Source organism: Pedobacter lithocola, assembly GCF_042650845.1.
Taxonomy (GTDB): domain Bacteria; phylum Bacteroidota; class Bacteroidia; order Sphingobacteriales; family Sphingobacteriaceae; genus Pedobacter; species Pedobacter lithocola.
The window spans coordinates 589,055-612,363 of the sequence record NZ_JBHSBW010000007.1 but is presented as its reverse complement, the minus strand read 5'-3'; the positions used below and the strand labels follow the sequence as shown (position 1 = coordinate 612,363).

The 23,309-nt window shown below is 34.3% G+C and carries 10 protein-coding genes and 1 tRNA gene; 5 read left to right on the top strand and 6 right to left on the bottom strand.

Annotation, left to right across the window (positions count from 1 at the left end; genetic code table 11):
- Positions 1-48 precede the first annotated feature (48 nt).
- Together ACFOWA_RS04950 and ACFOWA_RS04945 are read left to right on the top strand one after the other, a co-directional pair.
- The gene (locus ACFOWA_RS04950) at positions 49-2,907 is read left to right on the top strand and encodes a S9 family peptidase (protein ID WP_378982373.1); all 2,859 of its coding nucleotides are present in this window, start codon (positions 49-51) and stop codon (positions 2,905-2,907) included.
- A gap of 118 nt (positions 2,908-3,025) precedes the next feature.
- The gene (locus ACFOWA_RS04945) at positions 3,026-4,297 is read left to right on the top strand and encodes a nucleoside recognition domain-containing protein (RefSeq protein ID WP_378982371.1); all 1,272 of its coding nucleotides are present in this window, start codon (positions 3,026-3,028) and stop codon (positions 4,295-4,297) included.
- An 83-nt stretch (positions 4,298-4,380) separates the two neighbouring features.
- Here the strand turns inward: ACFOWA_RS04945 and ACFOWA_RS04940 are convergent, their stop codons facing one another.
- The 6 genes from ACFOWA_RS04940 to ACFOWA_RS04915 all read right to left on the bottom strand — a co-directional run bounded on the left by ACFOWA_RS04940 (position 4,381) and on the right by ACFOWA_RS04915 (position 10,764).
- Complete coding sequence (locus ACFOWA_RS04940; RefSeq protein WP_378982369.1) at positions 4,381-4,551, bottom strand: hypothetical protein; 171 nt, start codon at positions 4,549-4,551, stop codon at positions 4,381-4,383.
- A 163-nt stretch (positions 4,552-4,714) separates the two neighbouring features.
- Positions 4,715-5,152 (bottom strand): PaaI family thioesterase, encoded by a 438-nt coding sequence (locus ACFOWA_RS04935; RefSeq protein WP_378982367.1) that lies wholly within the window; start codon positions 5,150-5,152, stop codon positions 4,715-4,717.
- A 240-nt stretch (positions 5,153-5,392) separates the two neighbouring features.
- Entirely contained in the window at positions 5,393-7,858 is a 2,466-nt protein-coding gene (locus ACFOWA_RS04930; protein WP_378982365.1) for a TonB-dependent receptor, read from the bottom strand.
- A gap of 340 nt (positions 7,859-8,198) precedes the next feature.
- Positions 8,199-8,272 (bottom strand) — tRNA-Arg (locus tag ACFOWA_RS04925).
- Between the two features lie 187 nt (positions 8,273-8,459).
- Positions 8,460-8,693, bottom strand: a complete 234-nt coding sequence (locus tag ACFOWA_RS04920) for a hypothetical protein (protein ID WP_378982363.1) — start codon at positions 8,691-8,693, stop codon at positions 8,460-8,462.
- A gap of 241 nt (positions 8,694-8,934) precedes the next feature.
- Entirely contained in the window at positions 8,935-10,764 is a 1,830-nt protein-coding gene (locus ACFOWA_RS04915) for a glycoside hydrolase family 2 protein (protein WP_378982361.1), read from the bottom strand.
- Positions 10,765-11,044: 280 nt separating this feature from the next.
- Here ACFOWA_RS04915 and ACFOWA_RS04910 point away from each other — a divergent pair, with 280 nt between their 5' ends.
- The 3 genes from ACFOWA_RS04910 (at position 11,045) to ACFOWA_RS04900 (ending at position 23,305) form a co-directional block, all read left to right on the top strand.
- The gene (locus tag ACFOWA_RS04910; RefSeq protein WP_378982359.1) at positions 11,045-11,893 is read left to right on the top strand and encodes an MBL fold metallo-hydrolase; all 849 of its coding nucleotides are present in this window, start codon (positions 11,045-11,047) and stop codon (positions 11,891-11,893) included.
- A gap of 766 nt (positions 11,894-12,659) precedes the next feature.
- Complete coding sequence (locus ACFOWA_RS04905; protein ID WP_378982357.1) at positions 12,660-19,283, top strand: amino acid adenylation domain-containing protein; 6,624 nt, start codon at positions 12,660-12,662, stop codon at positions 19,281-19,283.
- A complete protein-coding gene (locus ACFOWA_RS04900) occupies positions 19,283-23,305 on the top strand; it encodes an amino acid adenylation domain-containing protein (RefSeq protein WP_378982355.1) in 4,023 nt (1,340 codons plus the stop codon). Before ACFOWA_RS04905 ends, ACFOWA_RS04900 begins: the two co-directional genes overlap by 1 nt.
- Positions 23,306-23,309 lie beyond the last annotated feature (4 nt).

The following is a 23,309-nucleotide window of genomic DNA, read 5'->3' as shown; positions in this document are numbered from 1 at the left end:
CAATTTTTATAAACTGAATCTCAACAAACAAATTAATCAATTCTTAAAATGCAAAAAAGATTAACCATCATTCTGCTTTTCGTTGTCAGCTTTACCTACGCACAAAAAAAACCATTGGATCATAAGGTTTATGATTCCTGGGAATCGGTAGGTACCAAGCAACTATCAAATAATGGCCAAACGGCTTTATACAGTGTTGTGCAGCAAGAAGGAGATGCAACATTATACATTAGCAATTTAAAAACAAACGCTAAACTAACCATCCCAAGAGCATCTATCGGTCAGTTTAGTAACGATTCAAAATATGCCGCATTCTTAATTAAACCATATTATAAAGATTTACGTCAGGCAAAGATTAAAAAAACCAAGCCAGATGCTATGCCAAAAGATACTTTAGGTATTGCTAATTTAACCAGCAACACAGTAACTAAAGTTGCAAGGGTAAAATCATTTAAAATGCCAGAAACTGGTTTTGTTTATTTAGCATATCAGCTAGATAAATTGGATACGGCTAAAAAAGCAACAGCTCCGTCGCCTAAAAAAGATGATGATGTTGACTTCGCCGATGATGAACCAGCTGGCGGACCAAAAAAAGATGAAGGCACTGATTTGATAGTTAAAAATTTGCTAACCGGAGAAGATAAAATTTATAAATACGTTACAGATTACGCTTTTAGCAAAGATGGAAAACAACTGGTTTTTGCAAGTAGTGGTTCGAAAAAAGATAAAGCAGCTGCCCAAGGTGTTTTTCTTTTAAATACTGAAAAAGGAACAGTAAAAACATTAGTTAAAGGAAAGGGAAGTTTTAAAGGTTTTACTTTTGATGAAGATAGTGAACATTTGGCATTTGTTGGTGAACAAGATCCCGAGAAAAAAGAAATTAAAAACTTTAATGTTTACTACAACTCTTTAACGTTAGATACAGCCCAAACCATTGTAGATTATGACATGCCGGGCTTGCCAGCAAAGTGGTCGGTTAGCGGTGAAGGCAGGGTTTCATTTAGTAAAGACGGCAAAAAATTATTTTTTGGCATTGCACCAATTAAGAAACCAAAAGATACTACAATTGTAGATTTTGAAGTTGCCAAGGTTGATGTTTGGAATTATAAAGATGATTATTTGCAACCAATGCAACTTAAAAATGCCGATAGAGAAAGCAAAAGAAGTTATTTAGCAGCTATTGATGTTTTTAGCAGCGACCCTAAAGTTGTTCCTTTAACGGATTTAAACTTGCCTGATGCCAACATGGTGAGCGACGGAAATGCGAACTTTGTATTAGCTTCAACAGATTTTGGTCGTAGAATAGAATCGCAATGGAGTGGTACAACGCTAAAGGATTATTTCTTGGTTGATACTAAAACTGGTCAACGCAAAAAAATAATCGAAAAGTTAAATGGCAATGCCATGGCTTCTCCTGCTGGAAATTACGTAATTTATTTTGATGAAAACACTTCCAATTGGTTCACCTACAATGTTGCTTCGGGTAAAATTACACAGCTAAACGAAGGCATGAATGTTAAATTTGCCGATGAAGAAAACGATGTTCCTGATACACCAAAATCATACGGAATTGCCACTTGGACCGAAGATGATAAAGCAGTTTTAATTTACGACAGATACGATATTTGGTCGTTTTCGCCAGATGGTAAATCGGCAGCCAAAAACATTACAAATAACTTTGGTCGCGATAACAAAATCACTTTAAGATATGAAAGAACCCAACAAGATAACCGTTTTGAACGTGGTGCCGATACAAAATTTGTGAAAGCAAATGAATTGGTTTGGTTAGATGGTTTCAACACGGTAACCAAAGAAAATGGTTTTTATCGTAAAAATGTTGGAACGGTTAAAAATCCTGAATTGGTTATAATGGGCAAAGTGAAATATTCTAATCTTTTGAAAGCTAAAGATGCTGATGTTTACATTTTTGATAAGGGAAATTATGTAGCCTCGAATGATGTTTATGTAACTACCGATTTTAAAACCGAAACAAAATTAACGAGCACAAATCCTCAGCAAGCAAGTTATAACTGGGGAACTGCAGAATTGGTAAAATGGACAACTCCAAAAGGTTATTCATCAGAAGGAATTTTATACAAACCTGAAAATTTTGATCCATCGAAAAAATACCCAATGATTGTTTATTTCTATGAAAAATTATCAGATGGATTATACACCTATCAGGCACCTGCACCTACACCATCACGGTTAAATATTTCATTTTTTGTAAGCAATGGCTATTTGGTTTTCGCACCAGACATCACGTACACAAAAGGTTATCCAGGTCAATCTGCTGTAGAATTTATTAATTCGGGTGTAGAAAATTTGAAGAAAAACAGTTGGGTTGATGGAAGCAAAATTGGTATTCAAGGCCAAAGTTGGGGCGGTTACCAAGTTGCTTATTTAATTACTCAAAATAACATGTATGCAGCAGCTTGGGCTGGTGCACCGGTTGTTAATATGACATCCGCCTATGGTGGTATTCGTTGGGAAAGTGGTATGAACAGACAATTTCAATACGAAAAAACACAAAGCCGTATTGGCGCTACCTTGTGGGAAAAACCAGAATTGTACATAGAAAACTCACCCCTTTTTATGTTTCCAAAAGTAAATACACCAGTTGTGGTAATGGCTAACGATGCCGATGGAGCTGTGCCTTGGTACCAAGGAATTGAAATGTTTACAGGTTTACGCCGTTTAGGCAAGCCTGTTTGGATGCTGAATTACAATGGTGAAGCACATAATTTAGTTCAACGCCAAAATCGTAAAGACATTCAAATTCGCGAACAACAGTTTTTTGACCATTACTTAAAAGGTGCTAAAGCCCCGGCTTGGATGACAACTGGAGTACCAGCAACTGAAAAAGGAAAAACCTGGGGTTTTGAATTAACAGATGATAAACCCTAGATAGTCAGGGGTCAGAATTTCGGAGGTTTATAGTGCATAGACTTTCTAAATTCTGACCTCCTACTTTTCGGTCTCCGGAAAAAAAAGCTATTTTACAATTCTAAACTAAACAACCTGAATGGCATTAAGTAGAATCTGGTCGGCATTTATAATAGTAGCAATTGTTGTAGCAAGCATTAAATGTTTCTTTTTCGGGCAAACCGACATATTTAACTGGATGGTAATTGGGAAAGCCGATGATGCTGCCAACCCTTTAAAATTAGATGGTATTATTCAAACTTGCTGGGTTTCAGTAGAACTTTGCTTAAAATTAATTGGAATTTTGGCTTTGTTTATGGGCTTAATGAGCATCGCTGAAAAAGCTGGTGGAATTCGTTTACTATCTAGAATTGTTGGCCCGTTTTTTTCAAAATTATTTCCAGATATTCCAAAAGGTCACCCATCGATGGGTCACATGATAATGAATTTCTCAGCAAATTTATTAGGACTTGATAATGCTGCAACTCCTTTTGGTTTAAAAGCGATGGAAAGCTTGCAAGAACTTAACCCTGCAAAAGATACAGCTTCGAATGCGCAAATCATGTTTTTATGCCTTCACGCTGCAGGTTTAAGTTTAATTCCGGTAAGTGTAATTGCAATACGTGCTTCACAAAATGCATCAAACCCGACAGATGTCTTTATTCCTTGCCTTATTGTAACCTTTGTAGGTACTATGGCAGCGATGTTAATCGTATCATTTAAACAACAAATTAATTTATTTCAACCCGTTGTAATTGGCTGGATATTAGGTTTATCACTTATCATAGCCAGTCTGGTGCTTTACATTAGATCTTTAAATGCCGCAGGTATTCAATCCTTTTCTGGTTTATTGAGCAATGGCTTAATTTTATTCATCTTTTTTATCATCATACTTGGAGCGCTTTATAAAAAAATTGATGTTTTTGATGCCTTTATTGATGGTGCCAAAGATGGTTTCAAAACTGCAATAAACATCATTCCGTATCTGGTAGGGATGTTAGTAGCCATAAGTTTACTACGCACCAGCGGCACATTTGATGTTGTTATTAACGGAATAAAAAGTGTTTTCGTTTATTTAGGAACAGATACAAGATTTGTTGAAGGACTGCCAACAGCCTTAATAAGGCCGTTAAGCGGTGGTGCGGCAAGAGGGATGATGGTTAGTACAATGGAAACTTACGGAGCAGATTCTTTTGCAAGTAGGTTATCTGGGGTTTTCCAGGGTGCATCTGATACCACTTTTTATGTAGTAGCTGTTTATTTTGGTTCAGTTCAAATAAAAAATACGAGATATGCTATTGGCGCTATGCTATTAGCAGATTTGGTTGGCGTGTGTACAGCAATTGGTGTATGTTACTTATTTTTTGGGTAAAAATCGTTTAAAATAAAAAATCCTTTACGGATATATCAATAAAGGATTTTTTGTTATGAGCATTAAATTTAATGGGAGCGCATTTAAGCGGGCAAGGAGATTCTATTGATAATTTCATCAATAGCATCTGGTTCAATCGCGACATTTTTAGATGCACACCATTTTTCAGATTTATTATCCATCCAAATACAAAAGGAATGATAACCATCCAAAACTACGGCATAAGTTTCATGAAAATCGTCGTTGATACGCATACAAAATCCTTTAAAGATTTTGCCTCGAACAATAAATTGCAGGGGTGAGTAATCTGTTAACATGGCTCATATTATTTTTGGTAAAGGTATAACAACTTAGAAAACAGAATGTTTTGTTAAGTTAAAGGAATTATCAAATTTTTATACCATTAAACACCAAGCCTTAACCTATACTTAACATATTTGAATAACCCTTTGCTATTAAACGATTTTTTGAAGGTAAATATACTTCACATTGCAAATTTATTATCGTCCTTCCCTTTTTAATTACGGTTGTCTCGGCAACTACTTCATCCCCTTCGTTTGCAGGCGCAAAATAATCTATATAATTGCTTACCGTAGTAAAACGGCTTTCTAAACCCATTGTAAATATTGTTGCACCAATAAGGTCGTCAATAATGGCAGCAGTTACTCCACCATGCAGTATTTGATAAGGATTTGTCATTTCCTTCCGGATGCTATATTGGCAAATTAATTTGCCGTTTTCCGCTTGAACCAATATTGGAGCCAGCCAATTCATAAAATTTGAAGGCGAAGAATCAATCACCTTACCAATAGATTGCCTTAAAATATTTAATCGTTGCTCGCTTACAGAATCCATATTTAAAGATATAAAAATTTATAAAATGTGGATTTATTTTACATCGTAAAAAATATTTCTAAGCTTCGCATTTAATAACCTTAACATGCCATTTAATGTGAAGATGAACCTTAAATACATTTGCGCAGCATATATCCCACTTAGCCTAATGTCTTAATGGTCTAAATAAATTGCTAATAAAACCCAGGTTCAAAATAGATGCAAGAAACTTAATTTTACAATAACAATCCAAGGCATTGATTAAATCGGCACAATCACTTTAAAACTAAAGTTTCTACCCATATTGTAAATACCCGACCGTCCGTTTGGAGAAGCTGAATAGTATTCAAAATATTTTAATCTGTTAAGGTTTGATTGGTAAGCTTTATCAAAAATATTATTACATTGGATAAAAATATCACATACTGTTTTACCTGATTTGGATTTAATACCAGAACCCAAACCCATATTGAATAGCGCATAACCAGCCGTAAAACTCTCCGTATTATCTAAGCCATAAAAACGATTTTGTTCTGCAGAAAAAGCAGCATCTACCTTTAAATATGGTTTATCAAAGCTACCTTTTGATGCTTGCGAAGTAAATTTTAACTCTGAGCGAAGTTGTAACGGAGGAATGAAGGGTAAATATTTCGCCACCTCACCAAATTGATTTAATAGCTCTTCATTTTTATTTAAACCCACAACATAAGATAAACTATTATTAAAACTCAACCATTTTAAATGGCTAGGATGAAGATTCAGGCTAAATTCTGCACCATATAATCTGGCTTTAGATTGCTGATATTGATAGGTTAAATTTCCTGGAACGATAACTACTGGATTTCCATCGGCATCGGTTAAGCGAGATTGATATATATAGTTTTGAATGTTATTATTAAAAACTTCGAAGCTAATATCAGCATCTTTTAAGTAAGCAATTAATCCAATATCTTGTTGTAGATTAAATTCCGGTTTGAAAGTTCTGTTCCCCAAATAAACAATGTGCGCACCCGGATCTAAACCATTAGAACCTATTTCTGTAATATTTGGTGCTCTGTAACCTCTTGCTAAATTGGCCTTTAAAAGTAATTTATCTGAAATGTTGTATGTAAAACCTAAACTGCCAGATAAGCCGTAATAACTTTTATTAAAGGATGGAAATTGTAAATCGGCAGTTGGATTAGTTGAATTAGCTTGTTGCCCAAAACCAGTTTGTGGATTCGTACCTACATAAAAATCATTCCATTTAATATTCCTTCTATCTAAACGGATACCACCCGATATATCAACTTTGCCTAAAGATTTTTTTGCAAAATAAAACGCACCAACATCAAACAAATCATAATCAGGGATTGGAAAATCTGTAGCAGCCTTACTCCTATTTCCCTGAAACATTCCATTTATACCAATCGCACTTTCAACACCCAAAAACTCGGGTAAATTGTATTTCAAATCGTAGTTCAACGTATTTAAAACCACATATAACCCAGCTTGCGCAGGCATTGTTGGATGATTGTATTCTCTTCGAACACTTTGCTGTGCTCCGATTAACAAGTTTAAATCACTATTACTAAACTTTATTTGGCTTGTATTGTAAAACCGATAATGCTGTATATGTTGATGAAGCGGATTAATAGAATATCTGGTCAAATCAGTTTCTGGTACAATTGGCCTATTTTTAATATCATCACCAAAGTCTAAAACTTGCCTGGTAAACCTCCTGCTTAATGAATCTCTACTACCATCAGGTATTTCCATTAGATTGTTGTAATAAGTAATCGATGTTTTTGAAAAACCCCACTTTTTATCAATCCTTGCACTTGCAGATAAATTATATTCTCTAAAACCGGTACCATAAACATATCCGTCAACGCTATTTCGATAATTATGAGCCGTCTTACCTGAAGCTCTGAAGATATATTTCCAATCGTTTTTAATGTATGCTAAACCTATTGATGAACCTGCCATGCCATTATTACTTTGGTAATTCATGGTAAAATCTCCTTTTAATCTACCATTTTCAAAGTTTGGATGGTAAGGTATCATATTGATAACGCCTGCTAACGCATCTGATCCATAAGTTAAACTAGCCGGACCTTTAACAACTTCCGCCCTGGTTACTCCGTACTCATCAACTTCAATTCCATGCTCATCGCCCCATTGTTGCCCCTCCTGTCGTAAACCATCATATAAAGTTAAAACACGATTGTAGCCCAAACCACGGATAAATGGTTTTGAAACATTTGGTCCGGTTGTTACAGCGGATACTCCAGGAATGCCTTTAACAATAGCGTCAATCAAATTCGTATTCGCATTCTGGTCCATAGTCTTTTTAGAAATTACAGCAATTGGTACCGGACTTTTCCTCAATTCAGTAGCTCGGTTTACACCTGTAATTACAACTTCGTTCAAGTTCGAAGCTGATTGCTCTAAATCTATATTCAAAATCTGTTCAGCACCTTCTATAACTATTTTTTGTTTTTTTGATTGATATCCTACCGCAGAAAATACAATTTCATAAGTACCAAAAGGTAGGTTTTCAAATAAATAAAGACCTTCAAAATCACTTTTTACAGATTTATTTAATTTTAAAAGCCTAACACTTACATTTTCCTTCGGAACCATACTTGAAGTAACTTTCCCTTTCAACACACCTGATTGTGCGAATGCGATACTAGAAATGATAGCAAATAGAATTGTAAAAATTGAAAACCGCAAATGATTCATATTTATCTAAATTTATTTTTAGACAAATCTAAATTTAATTTTAAATAAATCAAATAATTATTTTTGGTTAATATTTATAGTACCTTTTTAATTACCAAAAAAGCATTAACCGAATTCTTTAAATAAGTTATTTAAACCAATAAGGAGATAGTACCTACAGATTGCTTCGTACCACACAATGACAAACGTTTTAATAAAAAAGATTTGATCTGGGATTGAAATAAATGTTGCCTAAATGTTCTTTTAATTTGAATTAATAGAAAATTTCTATCAAAAAAAAACCGCTTGCAGATTATGCAGGCGGTGTTAATGTGAAGATGCACGTTAAAATGTGCAATTGTACCCCGGAAGGGACTCGAACCCCTGACCCTCGGTTTAGAAAACCGACGCTCTATCCAGCTGAGCTACCGAGGCTCATTTTTTTAACGTGTGCAAATATAGAAGTTCTAACCAATAAGCAGAAATAAATTATAAATATTTTCCCAATTTAATATAACCGAATCTCATTGATTTTATAAGTGTTTAAATATTAACTTATTACCTCCGTAGTAACTTAAACTCTCTTATATAATTTTATCTATTCCTTTAAAATAAATTCTGCTTAAGCGTCTTCTCCGTTCCAAACATCATCATCAGCTTGCTTAATTTCATCATGAGTACCACTAATTGAACGAAATTCTTCATGGTGATAATTGCGCTCCGGGTTTTCAGGCAACTCATTATTACTATTTGTAGGAACCTTCCTTAGATGTTCTGGTTTTTTAACCTCTGGCAAATCATCATGAATTACTGAAGGTGTTAAAATTTTCTTTCCGGGGTTTGTATTCTGTTCCATAATCAATTAATCAATATTGAAGATTACAAAAGTGGACTAAAATATCGGTAGTAGGACAAATTATTTCATAACAAAATAGCTGATTAACTTTTGTTGATCAACGAGTGAAATAGACGATTAGTGCTTTTTTTTTCAACTAATATCATATTCATCAGCAATTTAATTTGTAATCGATTAAATGATCGATATTATTTGCTTCTTAATAAAGCTACAAATTAATATTAATCGGCATGTAGATTTCTTATTTGTATTTTTCCTGCATTTGATCATAAAAGTTTTTAAGCACAAAATAAGCTTTTTTCTTTTTGCCAGTTTCACTCATTAAACCTTTTCGATTCCAGAAATTTTGATAAACAGGATGTTGCCTTCTTGGTGAGCGGAAATCAGTTAAAATCCATGGAATAATTCCTCTCAATGCTGGGATTTTGCTAAGCATGGTTAATTGATTTTTGTATAGAGCTTCCTGATATTCTTCACTCCAACGCGTATTTTCATCCGCATGAAAACCTCCTAAAGCATCGCCACCAAACTCAGTAATTACTACGGGCTTATAGTATTTAATGTTGAAATCATATTTTAAAATTTCACTTGGCGATCCACCAAAATACCAGCCAGCGTATTCATTAAAACTCACCAAGTCTATTTTTTCTCCTAACGGGTCGTTCAAAATCATTGTATTGCCTTCACGATGAACTTCTAAAGCCGCAGCAACTAACCTTGTATCATCTAAAGAACGAGCTGTTTCGGCAAGGTTACTCATAAAGCTTAATCGAGGTGCACTTAAGGGCGTTTCATTTCCTATAGACCAAACCACAACGCTAGCACGGTTTTTATCACGTGATATTAAATCGGTCAACTGTTGTTTAGCATTTGCGTAAGTAACTGGATTTTCCCAGCTAATAGTCCAGTAAACAGGAACTTCAGCCCAAACGAGCAAGCCCATTTCATCGGCCAAACGCATCATTTCTTCATTATGTGGGTAGTGAGCCAAACGAACGTAGTTGCAATTTAAATCCTTTGCCCACTGCAACATCATCCTCATGTCGCCTTCCGAACGTAATCTACCTTGAAGAAGTGGATTTTCATCATGCATGGAAATTCCTCTAAAGAAAACTGATTTTCCATTTAGCAAAATACTATCGCCCTTTACTTCTATAGTTCTAAAGCCAATTTTATCATTAATATTTTCATTAGCAGATTTAATGTTTACAGTATAAAGTTTAGGACTTTCTGGCGACCAAAGCGATAAATTGTTCCATATAAAAGCTTCACTAATTTTACCTTCGCTATCCGTTTTATAATCCTTCTTTAAGTTGAGTTCGGGTATGGTTAGCGAAACTTCCTGACCTGCAAAAGCATCAGCTAACTTTAATGAAAAGCTAAGCGAATTGTTACTGCCTTTTTCGAGCTGTAATTTATAATCACTAATAAAATGTTCAGGCAATTCAGCTAAATAAACATCGCGGGTAATGCCACCATAATTCCACCAATCGGTATTTACGGTCGGGATTTCATCTGGCTTTCTTGTGTTATCGGCTTTTACAACTAGTGAATTGCTGCCTGCTTTTAACTTCCCAGTAACTTCAAATTGAAAAGGTGTAAATCCACCCTTATGAGTACCAATTTTTTTTCCATTCAGGTAAACATGTGCTTCATAATTTACCGCACCGAAATAAATAAAATATCGTTTTCCTTTTTGTGGTTGCGCATCAAATTTTCTACGCAGCCATATGGTTCCTTCGTAAAGCTCTAACTTTTCCGATTGAGAATTCCAATCGCCAGGAACGTTCATTTGTGGAGAGCCGTCAAAATTATACTCAATCAATTCTGATTTATCTTTTTGTTCTTTATCATCAAAGAAACCACCAGTGCCGGTTTTTGATTGGTCGTAAGGTTGGTGCCTGTAATCGTAATAGCCATTTTCGTAAGGATCTATAATATAATTCCATTTGCCATTAAGGCTTTGAATTTTACGGGCTTGAATATTTTGTATGGAGCTAACCTGAGCAAAACAAATGGAAGAAAAGATAGAGAAACAAACTAAAGAAAGGCTTACTTTTAATTTTAACATTGTATAAATTTCTTTTTAGAACTTGAAAATTTTATATGTTTCAGTTCAAGGGATTAAACAAATATTGGTTAGCACGAACCATAAACAATCCTAAATATTGCAACAGTTTATTAAAGCGAGTACCAAATATATTGATTTTATTCACATAAATTTCTCACCAGAAGCATTGGTAACCGATGGTAACGAGTTTTATACGCTCACATCTTTACTAAATAATTAAATGAATTGTTAAAATCTATTTTTGCCTTCGAGCTTAAATAAGTTTACCTTGCATGTTCAAATGGCATTATATTTTACATCAATAAATTCTGGAAGTAACGGCAATTGCTATTACGTTGGCAATAAAAATGAAGCCGTACTTGTTGATGTTGGCATTTCTTGCAAAGAAGTTGAAAAGAGGATGGCAAGACTTGGTTTGTCGATGTCGAACATCAAAGCTATTTTTATTTCTCACGAACATGGCGATCATATAAAAGGACTTTCGGTTTTATCCAAGAAATATGATCTTCCGGTTTACATTACGGATAATACATTGCGCAACAGCCGATTGATATTAAACGAGAATAATGTTTTTACTTTTAACCATTTAGATACCATTTGTATTGGAAATTTAAAGGTTTCAGCATTTTCTAAACTACATGATGCTGCAGATCCCTTTAGCTTTACTATTGAATGCAGTGATGTACGTGTTGGTGTTTTTACAGATATTGGAGCAGTTTGTGACAGATTAATTTCTCAATTTAAAACTTGCAACGCCGCGTTTTTAGAAGCCAATTATGATGCTCAAATGCTTGAAAGCGGCAATTATCCGTACCATTTAAAGCGTAGAATTACCAGTGGCAGAGGCCATTTATCCAATCACCAGGCTTTAGCATTATTTCAAAACCATAAGCCAGAATACATGAGCCATCTTCTGCTCAGTCATTTATCGAAAGATAATAACGACCCAACTTTGGTAGAGAATTTATTTAAAGCATCAGCCGGAAACACATTCATAAGTGTTGCATCAAGAAACGAAGAGGGATTTTTGTATTATGTTGATAATAAATTAAATGAAAGTTACAATTACAGCTTTAACCCTTCGCTTCATCAGCCAGATCAATTAAATCTTTTTTCTAACTACCTATAAAATACCGAATTTTTGGTATTGTTTAAATTCTAATCTTTCTAGATGTTTGTTTAGTTAGATATAAATCAACGGGACGATTTAAATTAACGCAAAAAGAGATTAATTCACTTTAATCTCTTTTTTAAAACAAATTAATTTGATGATGGTTGTATAAAAACTTCATAAATAGTTTGTTTGGTTTATTGGGGGCTTATGGATTTAAGCCCCTTTCTATTTTTTTAAAGCCAGATAATATCTTATTAAAATTTTATTGTTTTAGATAATAAAAATTTGGCGACTTAAATATTTATAAAAGTTACATGAAATAAATAAACAATTAGCGCAAACAATATTAGAACGAAATTAGAGAAACACTATTATAAAATCGTTTAATATTTTGTACTAAAAATATATACGATTTTGCTATATTTGAAATGCAGAATTATTTAAAATAATAATTGTGCAATCACCCTATTAAAATTTGAAGTAGTTTTTATAAAACCACTTCGCAATGTGAATTTAAGTCGATAACTCTCAATCATGACTGAATACCAAACAATCAGATTAAAACTTCCCAAAGGTTTTTTTAATCATCTTTACCGCTCTTTTGCTTCAAAAACACGTTTAATTATTCCTGTTTTTTTAATGCAACTTACCCGAAGTTTTCAGGAATCAGCCTTATTTATGGTTGTATCTGATACATTATTATTATTAAAATTTAAATTTTTGGGGAAAAGTTTGTAATCTGAACCCAGTTATTTAATTTTTTTAAGTATAATTTAGAATTATGTTTTCATCTCTAATCAAATCTTCTAACAATAATTTACTTACATTAAATGAGCTGATTTACGATGCTGTAAAAATTCATCAGGATGAAATTGCATTAAGTTTTGAAGATATAAATCTATCCTATAATGATTTGAATAGGAAATCGAACCAGATTGCTCATTTTCTAATTTCAAACAATATTAAACCCGATTCGAGAATTGCAATCTCTACAGAACGCTCTATCGATGTAATAATATGCTTGCTAGCCATAATCAAATCAGGTAGTGCTTATGTTCCTGTTGATATCAGCTATCCTAAAGATAGAGCAGGCTTTGTTTTGGCTAATTCAGAAGCAGAATTTTTCCTCATCTCCAAAAAGCATAAATCAAAGTACTCAAAACTAAATACAAATATTCTTTTTATAGAAGATTGTTTAGAAAAGAGCATAAACCTACCAGATGATAATTTGCCAATCGCTGCAGATAAAAACAGGCTGGTTTACATCCTACATACATCAGGCACAACAGGCAACCCCAAAGGTGTTTGCATGGGGCAAAATGCCTTGGTTAATTTACTCTTATGGCAAAAGGAAAAATCATTAGCAGAAGCAAAAACTAAAACTTTACAGTTTTCTCCTTTAAGTTTTGACGTTTCATTTCAGGAAATTTTTGCAACATTAATTTCAGGTGGAAATTTAATCTTAATTTCTGAAGACGTGAGATTGGATGCATTTATGTTGCTTAACCTGATTTCTGAGCAAGAAATTAACCGAATATTTTTACCTTTTGTTGCGCTACAATCCATCACAGAAAGCGCATTAGTAAATAGCCTGTATCCACAATCATTAAAAGAAGTTATGACAGCTGGTGAACAGCTTAAAGTTACTCCACAGGTGGTGAATTTCTTTGTAAATCTTCCAGGTTCGATTTTATACAATCAATACGGACCAACAGAAGCTCACGTTGTTACTGAATTAAGATTATCAGGAAATCCTAACGAATGGCCTGCTCTACCCAATATTGGCAAACCTATTTACAATACAAACATTTTAATTCTTGATGAAAATTTAAAGGAATTGCCTGAAGGTGAGACCGGAGAATTATGCATTGAAGGTATTTGCCTTGCCGAGGGTTATTTAAATTTACCAGAATTAACAAATGAAAAATTCGTTACACAACCCTCCACTAATAACCGAATTTACAGAACTGGGGATTTAGCTCTAAAACTTGCTGATGGAAACATCGAATTTTTGGGCAGAAGAGATTCGCAAATTAAAATACGAGGTTATCGGGTAGAACTTGGAGAAATCGAAGTAGCCATAGCACAACAAAAAGACATCAGTCAGGTTGCAGTTCTTTTAAGAGAAGATTTACCTGGAAGACAGGTTTTAGTGGCGTATTTAATAGGTAAGCAAACAAATTATCAAGGAAATAAATTAAAAGAATGGCTTGCACAGCAATTACCCGATTACATGATTCCATCGGCATATGTATGGCTATCAGAATTTCCTAAAACTACAAGTGGAAAAGTTGATAGAAAACTGCTTCCGATACCGACTAACCAAAGACCAGATTCAAGCGTAATATTTAAAAAACCGTCTTCGCAAAAGGAGATACAACTTGAAGAGGTTTTTAAGCAGCTTTTTGGTTATGACAAAATTGGTGTAAATGATAACTTTTTCGAACTCGGCGGAAACTCTTTGCTGGCTCAAAAAACAGTTGCCGAGTTAAAATCAAAGTTTAATTATATTTTACCTGTAACCAAACTTTATCAATTCCCGACGGTTACAGAAATAGCTAAATTTTTAGACAAAAACCCAAACGAAAGTAAATTAAAGCAAGAAAATAGCATATCAGGTAGTTCAAGAGACATCGCAATTATAGGCATGGCTGCTAAATTTCCTGGTGCAAATACGATCGAAGAATTTTGGAATTTATTAGCAGAAGGTAGAGAATCAACAACTTTCTTTTCTGAAGCAGAACTAGATAAAAGCATACCGGATTATTTACGAAGTGATTCTTCTTACGTTAAAGCCAGAGGTATAATTACCGACGCTGATAAATTCGACGCGTCCTTTTTCGGAATAAACCCAAAGCTAGCAGAGTTGATGGATCCTCAGCAAAGGGTATTCCTTGAAGTAGCGAATGAAGTATTGGAAACAACAGGCTATTTACCAACAAAGAAAGATTCGGTCATTGGCGTTTTCGCTGGAAACGGTAACAATACATATTATGAGAATAATGTTTTAAGCCATCCTGATTTAATTGAAAACCAAGGTAAAACCCAGGTTTTATCCGTAAATGATAAAGATTATTTAGCATCTCGAACGGCCTATCATTTAGACTTGAAAGGCCCGGCAGTTAGTGTAAACTCTGCTTGTTCAACTTCATTATTAGCCATTGCAACAGCGGTTAATAGTTTAAGAGCCAATCAGTGCGAAATTGCTATTGCAGGCGGTTCTAGCATTACTGCGCCAATAAATAGCGGCCATATTTATCAGGAAGGCAGCATGTTAAGTGCAGATGGACATTGCACACCTTTTGATAACAATTCTACTGGGACAGTTTTTAGTGATGGTGTTGGTGCTGTATTATTAAAGAAGTTAGATTCGGCCATAAAAGATGGTGATAAAATCTACGCCGTAATTAAAGGTGTTGGTGTAAACAATGACGGTTTTGCTAAAAGTAGTTTTACAGCGCCGAGTAGTGAAGGTCAATCTGGAGCAATAAGTGCTGCGATTGCAGATGCAGGTATTAGTGCATCTGAAATTAGTTACGTGGAAGCTCATGGAACTGCTACGCCAATTGGCGACCCTATTGAATTTGAAGGTTTAGTTGATGCTTTTGGCTTGCAAATGGAAAAGCAATATTGTGCTATAGGTTCTGTTAAAAGCAATTTTGGTCACCTAACCCATGCTGCAGGCGTTGCAGGATTGATTAAAACATCTTTAGCGCTTACGCACAAAAAAATCCCTGCATCACTTGGATATAAAACGCCAAACCATAACATTGATTTTTCTAGCAGTCCTTTTTATGTAAATACACAACTTACTGATTGGCAAAATAAAAATCGGATTGCAGGTGTGAGTTCTTTTGGCGTTGGTGGTACCAATGTTCATGTAATTGTTGAGGAATATAAAAATATTGAACAGGAAGCTTCTAAAACCAAGCCAGCTAAGTTAGTTACTTGGTCTGCAAATTCTTTAACTAGCAGAGAAAACTATGCGAAAAAATTAAATACTTGGCTAATTGATAAACCAGACCAAATCCTTGCTGATGTTTCATACACGCTACAAAAAACCAGAACAGATTTCAATTACCGCAGTTTTATAGTTTCAGATTCAGTAAACCAATCAAAAGAATTATTAACACAGAATAATATATATAATAGTAATACCTTAAGCGAAATACCGGAGGAAATTGTATTTACTTTTCCAGGCCAAGGTGCACAGTATTTAAATATGGGTTTATCAATTTACATAGAAGAACCTGTTTACAAAGCTGCAATTGATGAATGTGCCGGAATTCTGAAACGCTATATTGATAGAGACATTCGAACTGTAATTTATCCTGAAGAAATAAATGAACTTTCGAATTCAAATTTAAAGGATACAAAATATACGCAGCCCGCACTTTTCGTTACCGAATATGCTTTAGCAAAACTTTGGATAAGTTGGGGAATTAATCCATCCAAATTATGCGGACATAGCGTTGGTGAATACGTTGCCGCACATTTGGCAGGAATATTTTCTTTAGAGGATGGTTTAAAATTGATTGCAAACCGCGGACTCCTAATAAGTAAATTGCCAGCAGGTGCCATGCTTTCGGTTAGAGAAAATAGTGATGTAGTTAAAGGTTTGTTATTTGGCGAACTATCTATTGCTGCCATAAATAGCCAAAAAGTATGTGTTGTGGCAGGTTCTTTTGAGCAAATTGCTGAATTGAGCCAGATATTAGATAGAGCAGAAATTGCTAATAAGCCTTTGCTTACCAGCCATGCTTTTCATTCATCAATGATGGACCCAATATTGAGCGATTTCAGAGAAGTTGTATCTCAAGTAAACTTATCCATTCCAGATAAAGAAGTTATATCAACGGTAACAGGTCATATGTTAACTGAAAACGAAGCATTAAGTATTGATTATTGGACAAATCATTTAAGGCAAACAGTCCAGTTTTCGAAAGCAATAGAAACTATACTTGATGGTGAAAATGCTATTTTTATAGAAATTGGTCCAGGAACGGTAACTAGTGCTTTAACTAAACAAATCGCTGCTGCTAAATCTGCCAAAATTATTGTACTATCTAGCTTAAGCAATAAAGAAAACGAATATGCTTCCCTCCTGCATGCTTTAGGCCAATTGTGGCTTAATGGCATAACTCCAGATTGGCAAAGCTTTTATGCTGAACAATCAAGAAAAATCATTGATATTCCAACGTATCAATTTGATAAAACAAGATATTGGGTAGAACCGTTAGCTGCTAAAACCTTTTCAAAAGAACAAACTATTCTAAAAGATGAATCGCCTGAAATTATCCCTCTAAATACGAATGAGATGAGAATTACCAACCTGACAACTAAAGTAAAACGAATATTAGAAGATGCTTCAGGTATTGAAATTAGTGAACTTGATTCGGGAAGAAATTTCTTAGAATTGGGTTTAGACTCTTTACTATTAACCCAAGTTGCAATTTCTTTGAAGCGTGAATTTAACTTACCAATTACCTTCAGAAAATTAAATGAAGAATATCCATCGGTAGAATCATTAGTTCAATATGTAAATGAGAATACTCCACAGGACGCTCTATTACCTGTTTCTAATCAAAATAATCATCAAGTTGCTGCTAACAGTACACCTTCATTTAACTATCTTCAACAGAACAACATTAATTTTGTAGGTAATGATAGTGCCTTAAGTTTGATCGCTCAGCAACTCGAAATACTTTCCAAGCAAGTACTTTTAATGCAAGGACAAACGCCTGTAACTAATATACCTGTTCAACAAACCATCTTAAACAACAATAATAGTCATAGCTTAGCAAAAGCTGTAGATGCTGATTTATCGGCTGAGGAAAAGGCAGAAATTCAAAAACCCTTTGGAGCCACGCCGAGAATTGAACGTCAATCGAATGATTTAAATGAAAAACAATTAAATTTTATCTCAAATTTAACAGAGCGATACAATAAGAAGACCGCAAAAAGCAAAGAATACACAAAAAATAGCAGGTCGTACATGGCCGATCCAAGGGTTGTATCTGGTTTCAGACCAGCAACTAAAGAGCTTATTTACCCTATTGTAGTAAATAAATCGAGCGGAAATAAATTATGGGATATTGATGGAAATGAATATATCGATGCTTTAAATGGATTTGGTTCGAGCATGTTGGGTTATCAGCCTGAGGTGATTAAAAATGCGATGCATGAGCAAATTGAAAAAGGCTATGAAGTTGGTCCCCAGCACGAATTGGCAGCTGAAGTTAGTAAATTAATCTGCGAATTTACCGGATTTGATAGAGCTGCACTCTGTAGCACAGGTTCTGAAGCGGTTTTAGGCTGTATTCGTATTGCCAGAACAGTAACAGCCCGTTCGTTAATTGTTTCTTTTACAGGTTCATATCATGGCATCAATGACGAAGTATTGGTTAGAGGAACGAAAAAATTAAAGTCTTTTCCGGCAGCTGCAGGTATTATGCCCGAGGCTGTTCAAAACATTCTGGTTTTAGATTACGGAACCGATGAATCTTTGGCAATTATTAAAGAGCGAGCCAGCGAAATTGCAGGTGTACTGGTAGAGCCAGTACAAAGCAGAAGGCCAGAATTTGTGCCAATAGAATTTTTAAAAAAGGTAAGACAAATTACAACTGATGCTGGTATTCCATTAATTTTTGATGAGGTAATTACTGGCTTCAGAATGCATCCAGGTGGTGCTCAAGCATTGTTTGGCATAAAGGCCGACTTAGCATCGTATGGTAAAGTGATCGGAGGCGGTGTACCAATTGGTGCAATTGCGGGCAATAGCAATATGATGGATGCATTAGATGGCGGTAACTGGGAATATGGTGATGGTTCATATCCAGAAATTGGTGTAACCTATTTCGCAGGAACATTTGTAAGGCATCCATTAGCGCTTGCATCTGCAAAGGCATCTTTAAATTACATGAAAGAAAAAGGTCCTTCTTTGCAACAAGATTTAAACGATAAAGGTGCTTACTTAGCAAAAACAGTTAATGCAGAATTTGATAAAAGACAATTACCAATTTATGTTGCGAATTATGGTTCGCTATGGAAAATAAAATACCATGAAGAAATTCCGTATAGCGAATTAATGTTTGTTTTGATGCGTGAGAAAGGAATTCATGTGTTAGATGGTTTTCCTTGTTTCATTACAGAAACATTAACTTACCAAAGTATCGACAGCATAATTAGCTGCTTTATAGAAAGTATGGATGAAATGATTGAAGCAGGATTTTTCCCATCGGCAAATAAGATAAATAACAATTTTAAGATTGATGAAGTGGTTGTTGATAAAAACAATCCGCCGGTTAGAGGGGCTAAACTTGGTAAAGATAGAGATGGAAACCCTGCCTGGTTCGTTCAGGATTCAAATCAAGAAGGAAAATACCTTCAGGTTAAACTTAGCTAATGAATATGGCAGAGGCTAACTTAATCGTAGTAGATTTTAACCCTTTTGAAGAGGGAAAGGAAATTGAAAAAGTTATTATCTTAAATGAATCTCAAAAGGAGATTTGGTTATCGTGTATCATTGGCGGCGATGCTGCAAGTTTAGCTTATAACGAATCTGTTTCTTTAAATTTAAGCGGTCGATTTAACTTCGCGGCTTTTCAAGAGGCTGTACATATGGTTACTGCTCGTCATGAAGCTTTGAGGTCAACCATTTCTAAAGATGGCGAGAACTTAATTGTTTACAATCAGGTAGATGATGAAGTTGTCTTTAATGATTTCTCACATATTAATTCCTCTCTGATAAAAGAAGAACTAAAAGCTTTTGTACAAAAAGAGATTAGTATTCCATTTCAACTTTACGATGGTCCGTTGTTTAAATTCTTTGTTCATAAGCTAGATAATCAAACGCATTACTTTACCATCATCATTCATCATATTATCGGAGATGGTTGGTCGCTAGGAATTATTCTGGAAGATTTAAGCAATTGCTACAATGCTTGCTTAAGCGGAATTAAATCTACACTTAAAGTTCCAGATCAAATAAGTAAATATGCACTTGAGCAAGTAGCTTTCAGTAAAACAAAAGAATATATTCAAACGCAAGAATTTTGGCTTAATCTATTTAAAGATGATGTTCCTGTATTGGATATGCCTTTGGATTTTAGCCGTCCAACAACCAGAACTTACCAAGGTAAACGAAATGATTATGTAGTAGATGCTCAACTTTATGATTCAGTTAAAAACTTTTCAGTAAAATCAAAAAGTAGTGTTGTATCTACTTTAATTGCTGTCTTTGAAGTTTTTTTGTATAATCAAACCGGACAGGAAGATATTGTTTTGGGTTTACCGGCAGCCGGGCAATTGGCATCTGAAAATTTAAACTTAATAGGCCATTGTGTAAATTTATTACCATTACGAAGTAAAATAGACCCAAATGTTTCATTTATAAATTATCTATTAAAAAGAAAAAATGAAATATTAGATGCTTATGATCATCAGCGGTTAACTTTTAGCGAACTATTAAAAAAATTAAATATTAAAAGGAACAAAGCCAACATACCCTTAGTTCCTGTAGTTTTTAATGTTGATAGAGGAATGGATGATGCTGTTAATTTTTCAGGCTTAACGCATCAAATAATATCAAATCCAAGAGTATCACAAACCTTCGAAATTTCATTAAATGTTAATGGCTCAAAAGATTCGATGATTTTTGAATGGGCTTACAATACACAGCTGTTTACATCTGAAACGATCAATAGAATGATGAATGATTTCGTTTCATTACTTACAGTTGTTTCCGATAATCCTGATACGCTAATAGCTGATACGGTATCTAATGTAAATCCTTTTCCAAACATAACACCAGCCAGCCTAAATGTCCCTCAAAACCTTACCATTCTAGATTTATTTGAAAATGCAGCAACAACCAAATCTAACAACATTGCTGTTGTATGCGAAGGCAAATCACTATCCTATAAGGAATTAAACACAAAAGCTAATCAACTTGCTCATCATATAATTAATAAAGGTTTACCAGATAATGCACTAATTCCAATTTGCATTCACCCATCTTTGGAAACAGTTATAGGAATAATCGGAATTTTGAAAGCAGGTTGTGCATATGTTCCAATAGATCCGGAATATCCTATTTGCCGAATTAAAATTATTGCTGATGAAATAAAATCTAAACTCATTATTAGCGATGGCGTAACTGCTAAAAAACTCCATGAATTATCAGCTCTAGAAGTAATTGCTATAGATGAGCAGACATTTCCTGCCTGGAAGGCAAACTCATCAAAACCATCACTAGTTTCCGATCCCAATTCTTTAGCTTATATCATCTACACATCTGGTTCAACAGGAAACCCGAAAGGCGTTATGATCCAGCACATTGCATTAACTGATTACCTGTTTGGTTTAAGAAATAAAATCCCTGGTTTAGAAAGTTGTAGAAGTTTTGCACTTGGTTCTGCAATTTCTACCGATTTGGGCAATACTACCCTATTTAGTGCGCTAACATTAGGTGCTCAACTTCATATTTTCGCAAAAGACCGGTTCAACAATGCCGATTATATTCATCAGTATTTTAATGATAATCCAATTGATTTTTTGAAAATTGTTCCCTCTCAATGGAAGTTTTTAATGTCTCAAAAGCGATTATTAGCACCCCATAAGATTTTAATGTTTGGTGGCGAAGCGTTGCCTGCAGAGTACATCAAGCTAATAAAAGCGTCAAACGCATCTTGTCAAATTGTGAACCATTATGGTCCAACAGAAACTACGATAGGTAAATTGATTCATTTGGTTGATAAAGATTATGATTATCCTGTAATTATTCCAATTGGTAAGCCATTTTCAAATGCTTCTATATATGTATTAAATAAAAATTTAAAAAATTGTCCAATCGGTGTTCCTGGTGAACTTTATATTGGTGGTTTAGGTTTGGCAAAAGGATATCTTAACAATGAGGAACTCACCAATAGCGTGTTTATAAAAAAACCGAATAACAGGAATAAAGAAAAGATTTACAAAACCGGCGACTTGGTTAAATGGCTAGCCAGCGGTGATATAGAATACTTAGGAAGAATTGACGACCAGATTAAAATTAGAGGCAATAGGATTGAATTAGGTGAAATCCAGAATGCCTTACAAAAGCACGAGAATGTAAAGCAATCCGCGGTTTTTGCTGTAGAAGTTGAGCAAAGAGAAAAGGAGTTAGTTGCATATTTAGTGCTGAACAGCAATTTTGATAAAGATGAAATAGTTCAGTTTCTAAGAAAGCAACTGCCTGAATATATGGTTCCTAAAATCTTTATCGAACTAGATAAACTTCCTTTAACGTCAAATGGTAAAGTTAATAGAAAAGCATTACCGGAGTTTAATATAGGAAATCAGCTAGACATAGAAGGATTTGTTGCGCCACACAATGAAATGCAAACACTTGTTGCGAATATTTGGGCAAAAAACCTAAATCTTGAAAAAATTAGTATAAAAGACGATTTTTTCGAACTTGGTGGCCACTCTATGATTGCCATTAAGGTGATGGTGGAAATAGAAAAGCAAACAAATTTGCGATTGCCACTTTCAATTTTATTTGATAATTCTACTGTAGAAAAGTTCGCCCTTCAACTAAATAAATCAAAAGTTGATATTAATTGGGATTCTCTAATTCCTATTAAATCATCAGGCAAAAAAGCACCTCTGTACATCATTCATGGGCAGGGAATGAATATAATTGTTTTTAAACCGTTAGCAAAAGAAATAGATCCCGACCGACCAATATACGGCCTGCAACCAAAGGGTTTGAATCCTGAAATTGAACCATATAATACTATCGAAAAAATTGCTTCAGATTATGTTAATGAAATTATAACTAACAATCCTAACGGACCATATTTAGTTATGGGGTACTCATCTGGCGGAACAATTGCGTTAGAAATGTCTTACCAAATGGCAAAAATGGGTAAAAAAGTTTCATTTTTAGGCCTTTTAGACACCTATTTTGATGGTGAAAGCTATGCTCAACTAGCCAGCAAAAACGACCACAAAGAAATTATAAATTGGACATTTAAATTTATAGGCTTTGGATTTGTATATCTATTTAAGCATCCAAAAAAATTCCTTAACCATAAAGTGAGTTATAGCTTGGGTACCATGTACAATATTTATAAAAAGATAAAGCCAACCAAAAAAAATTTATCAAATCCAAAATATGTTTTAGGTAATATTCAAGCTGTACATGCAAAAGCTTTTAGAAAATATAAAATTAAGAAATACGATGCAGATGTGCATCTATTTAAATCTAATGATATTTTATTAAGTTATATCCCCAATGCAAATACAAATGGTTGGGAACCATACATCAATGGGAAGTTAACTTTGGTCGATGTTCCGCTTGAGCACCTTCAATTTTTTAAACCTAATCATGTTAAAATTTTGTCAGACAAATTAAATGCAGTTTTAAATAATATCAATTACTGATAAA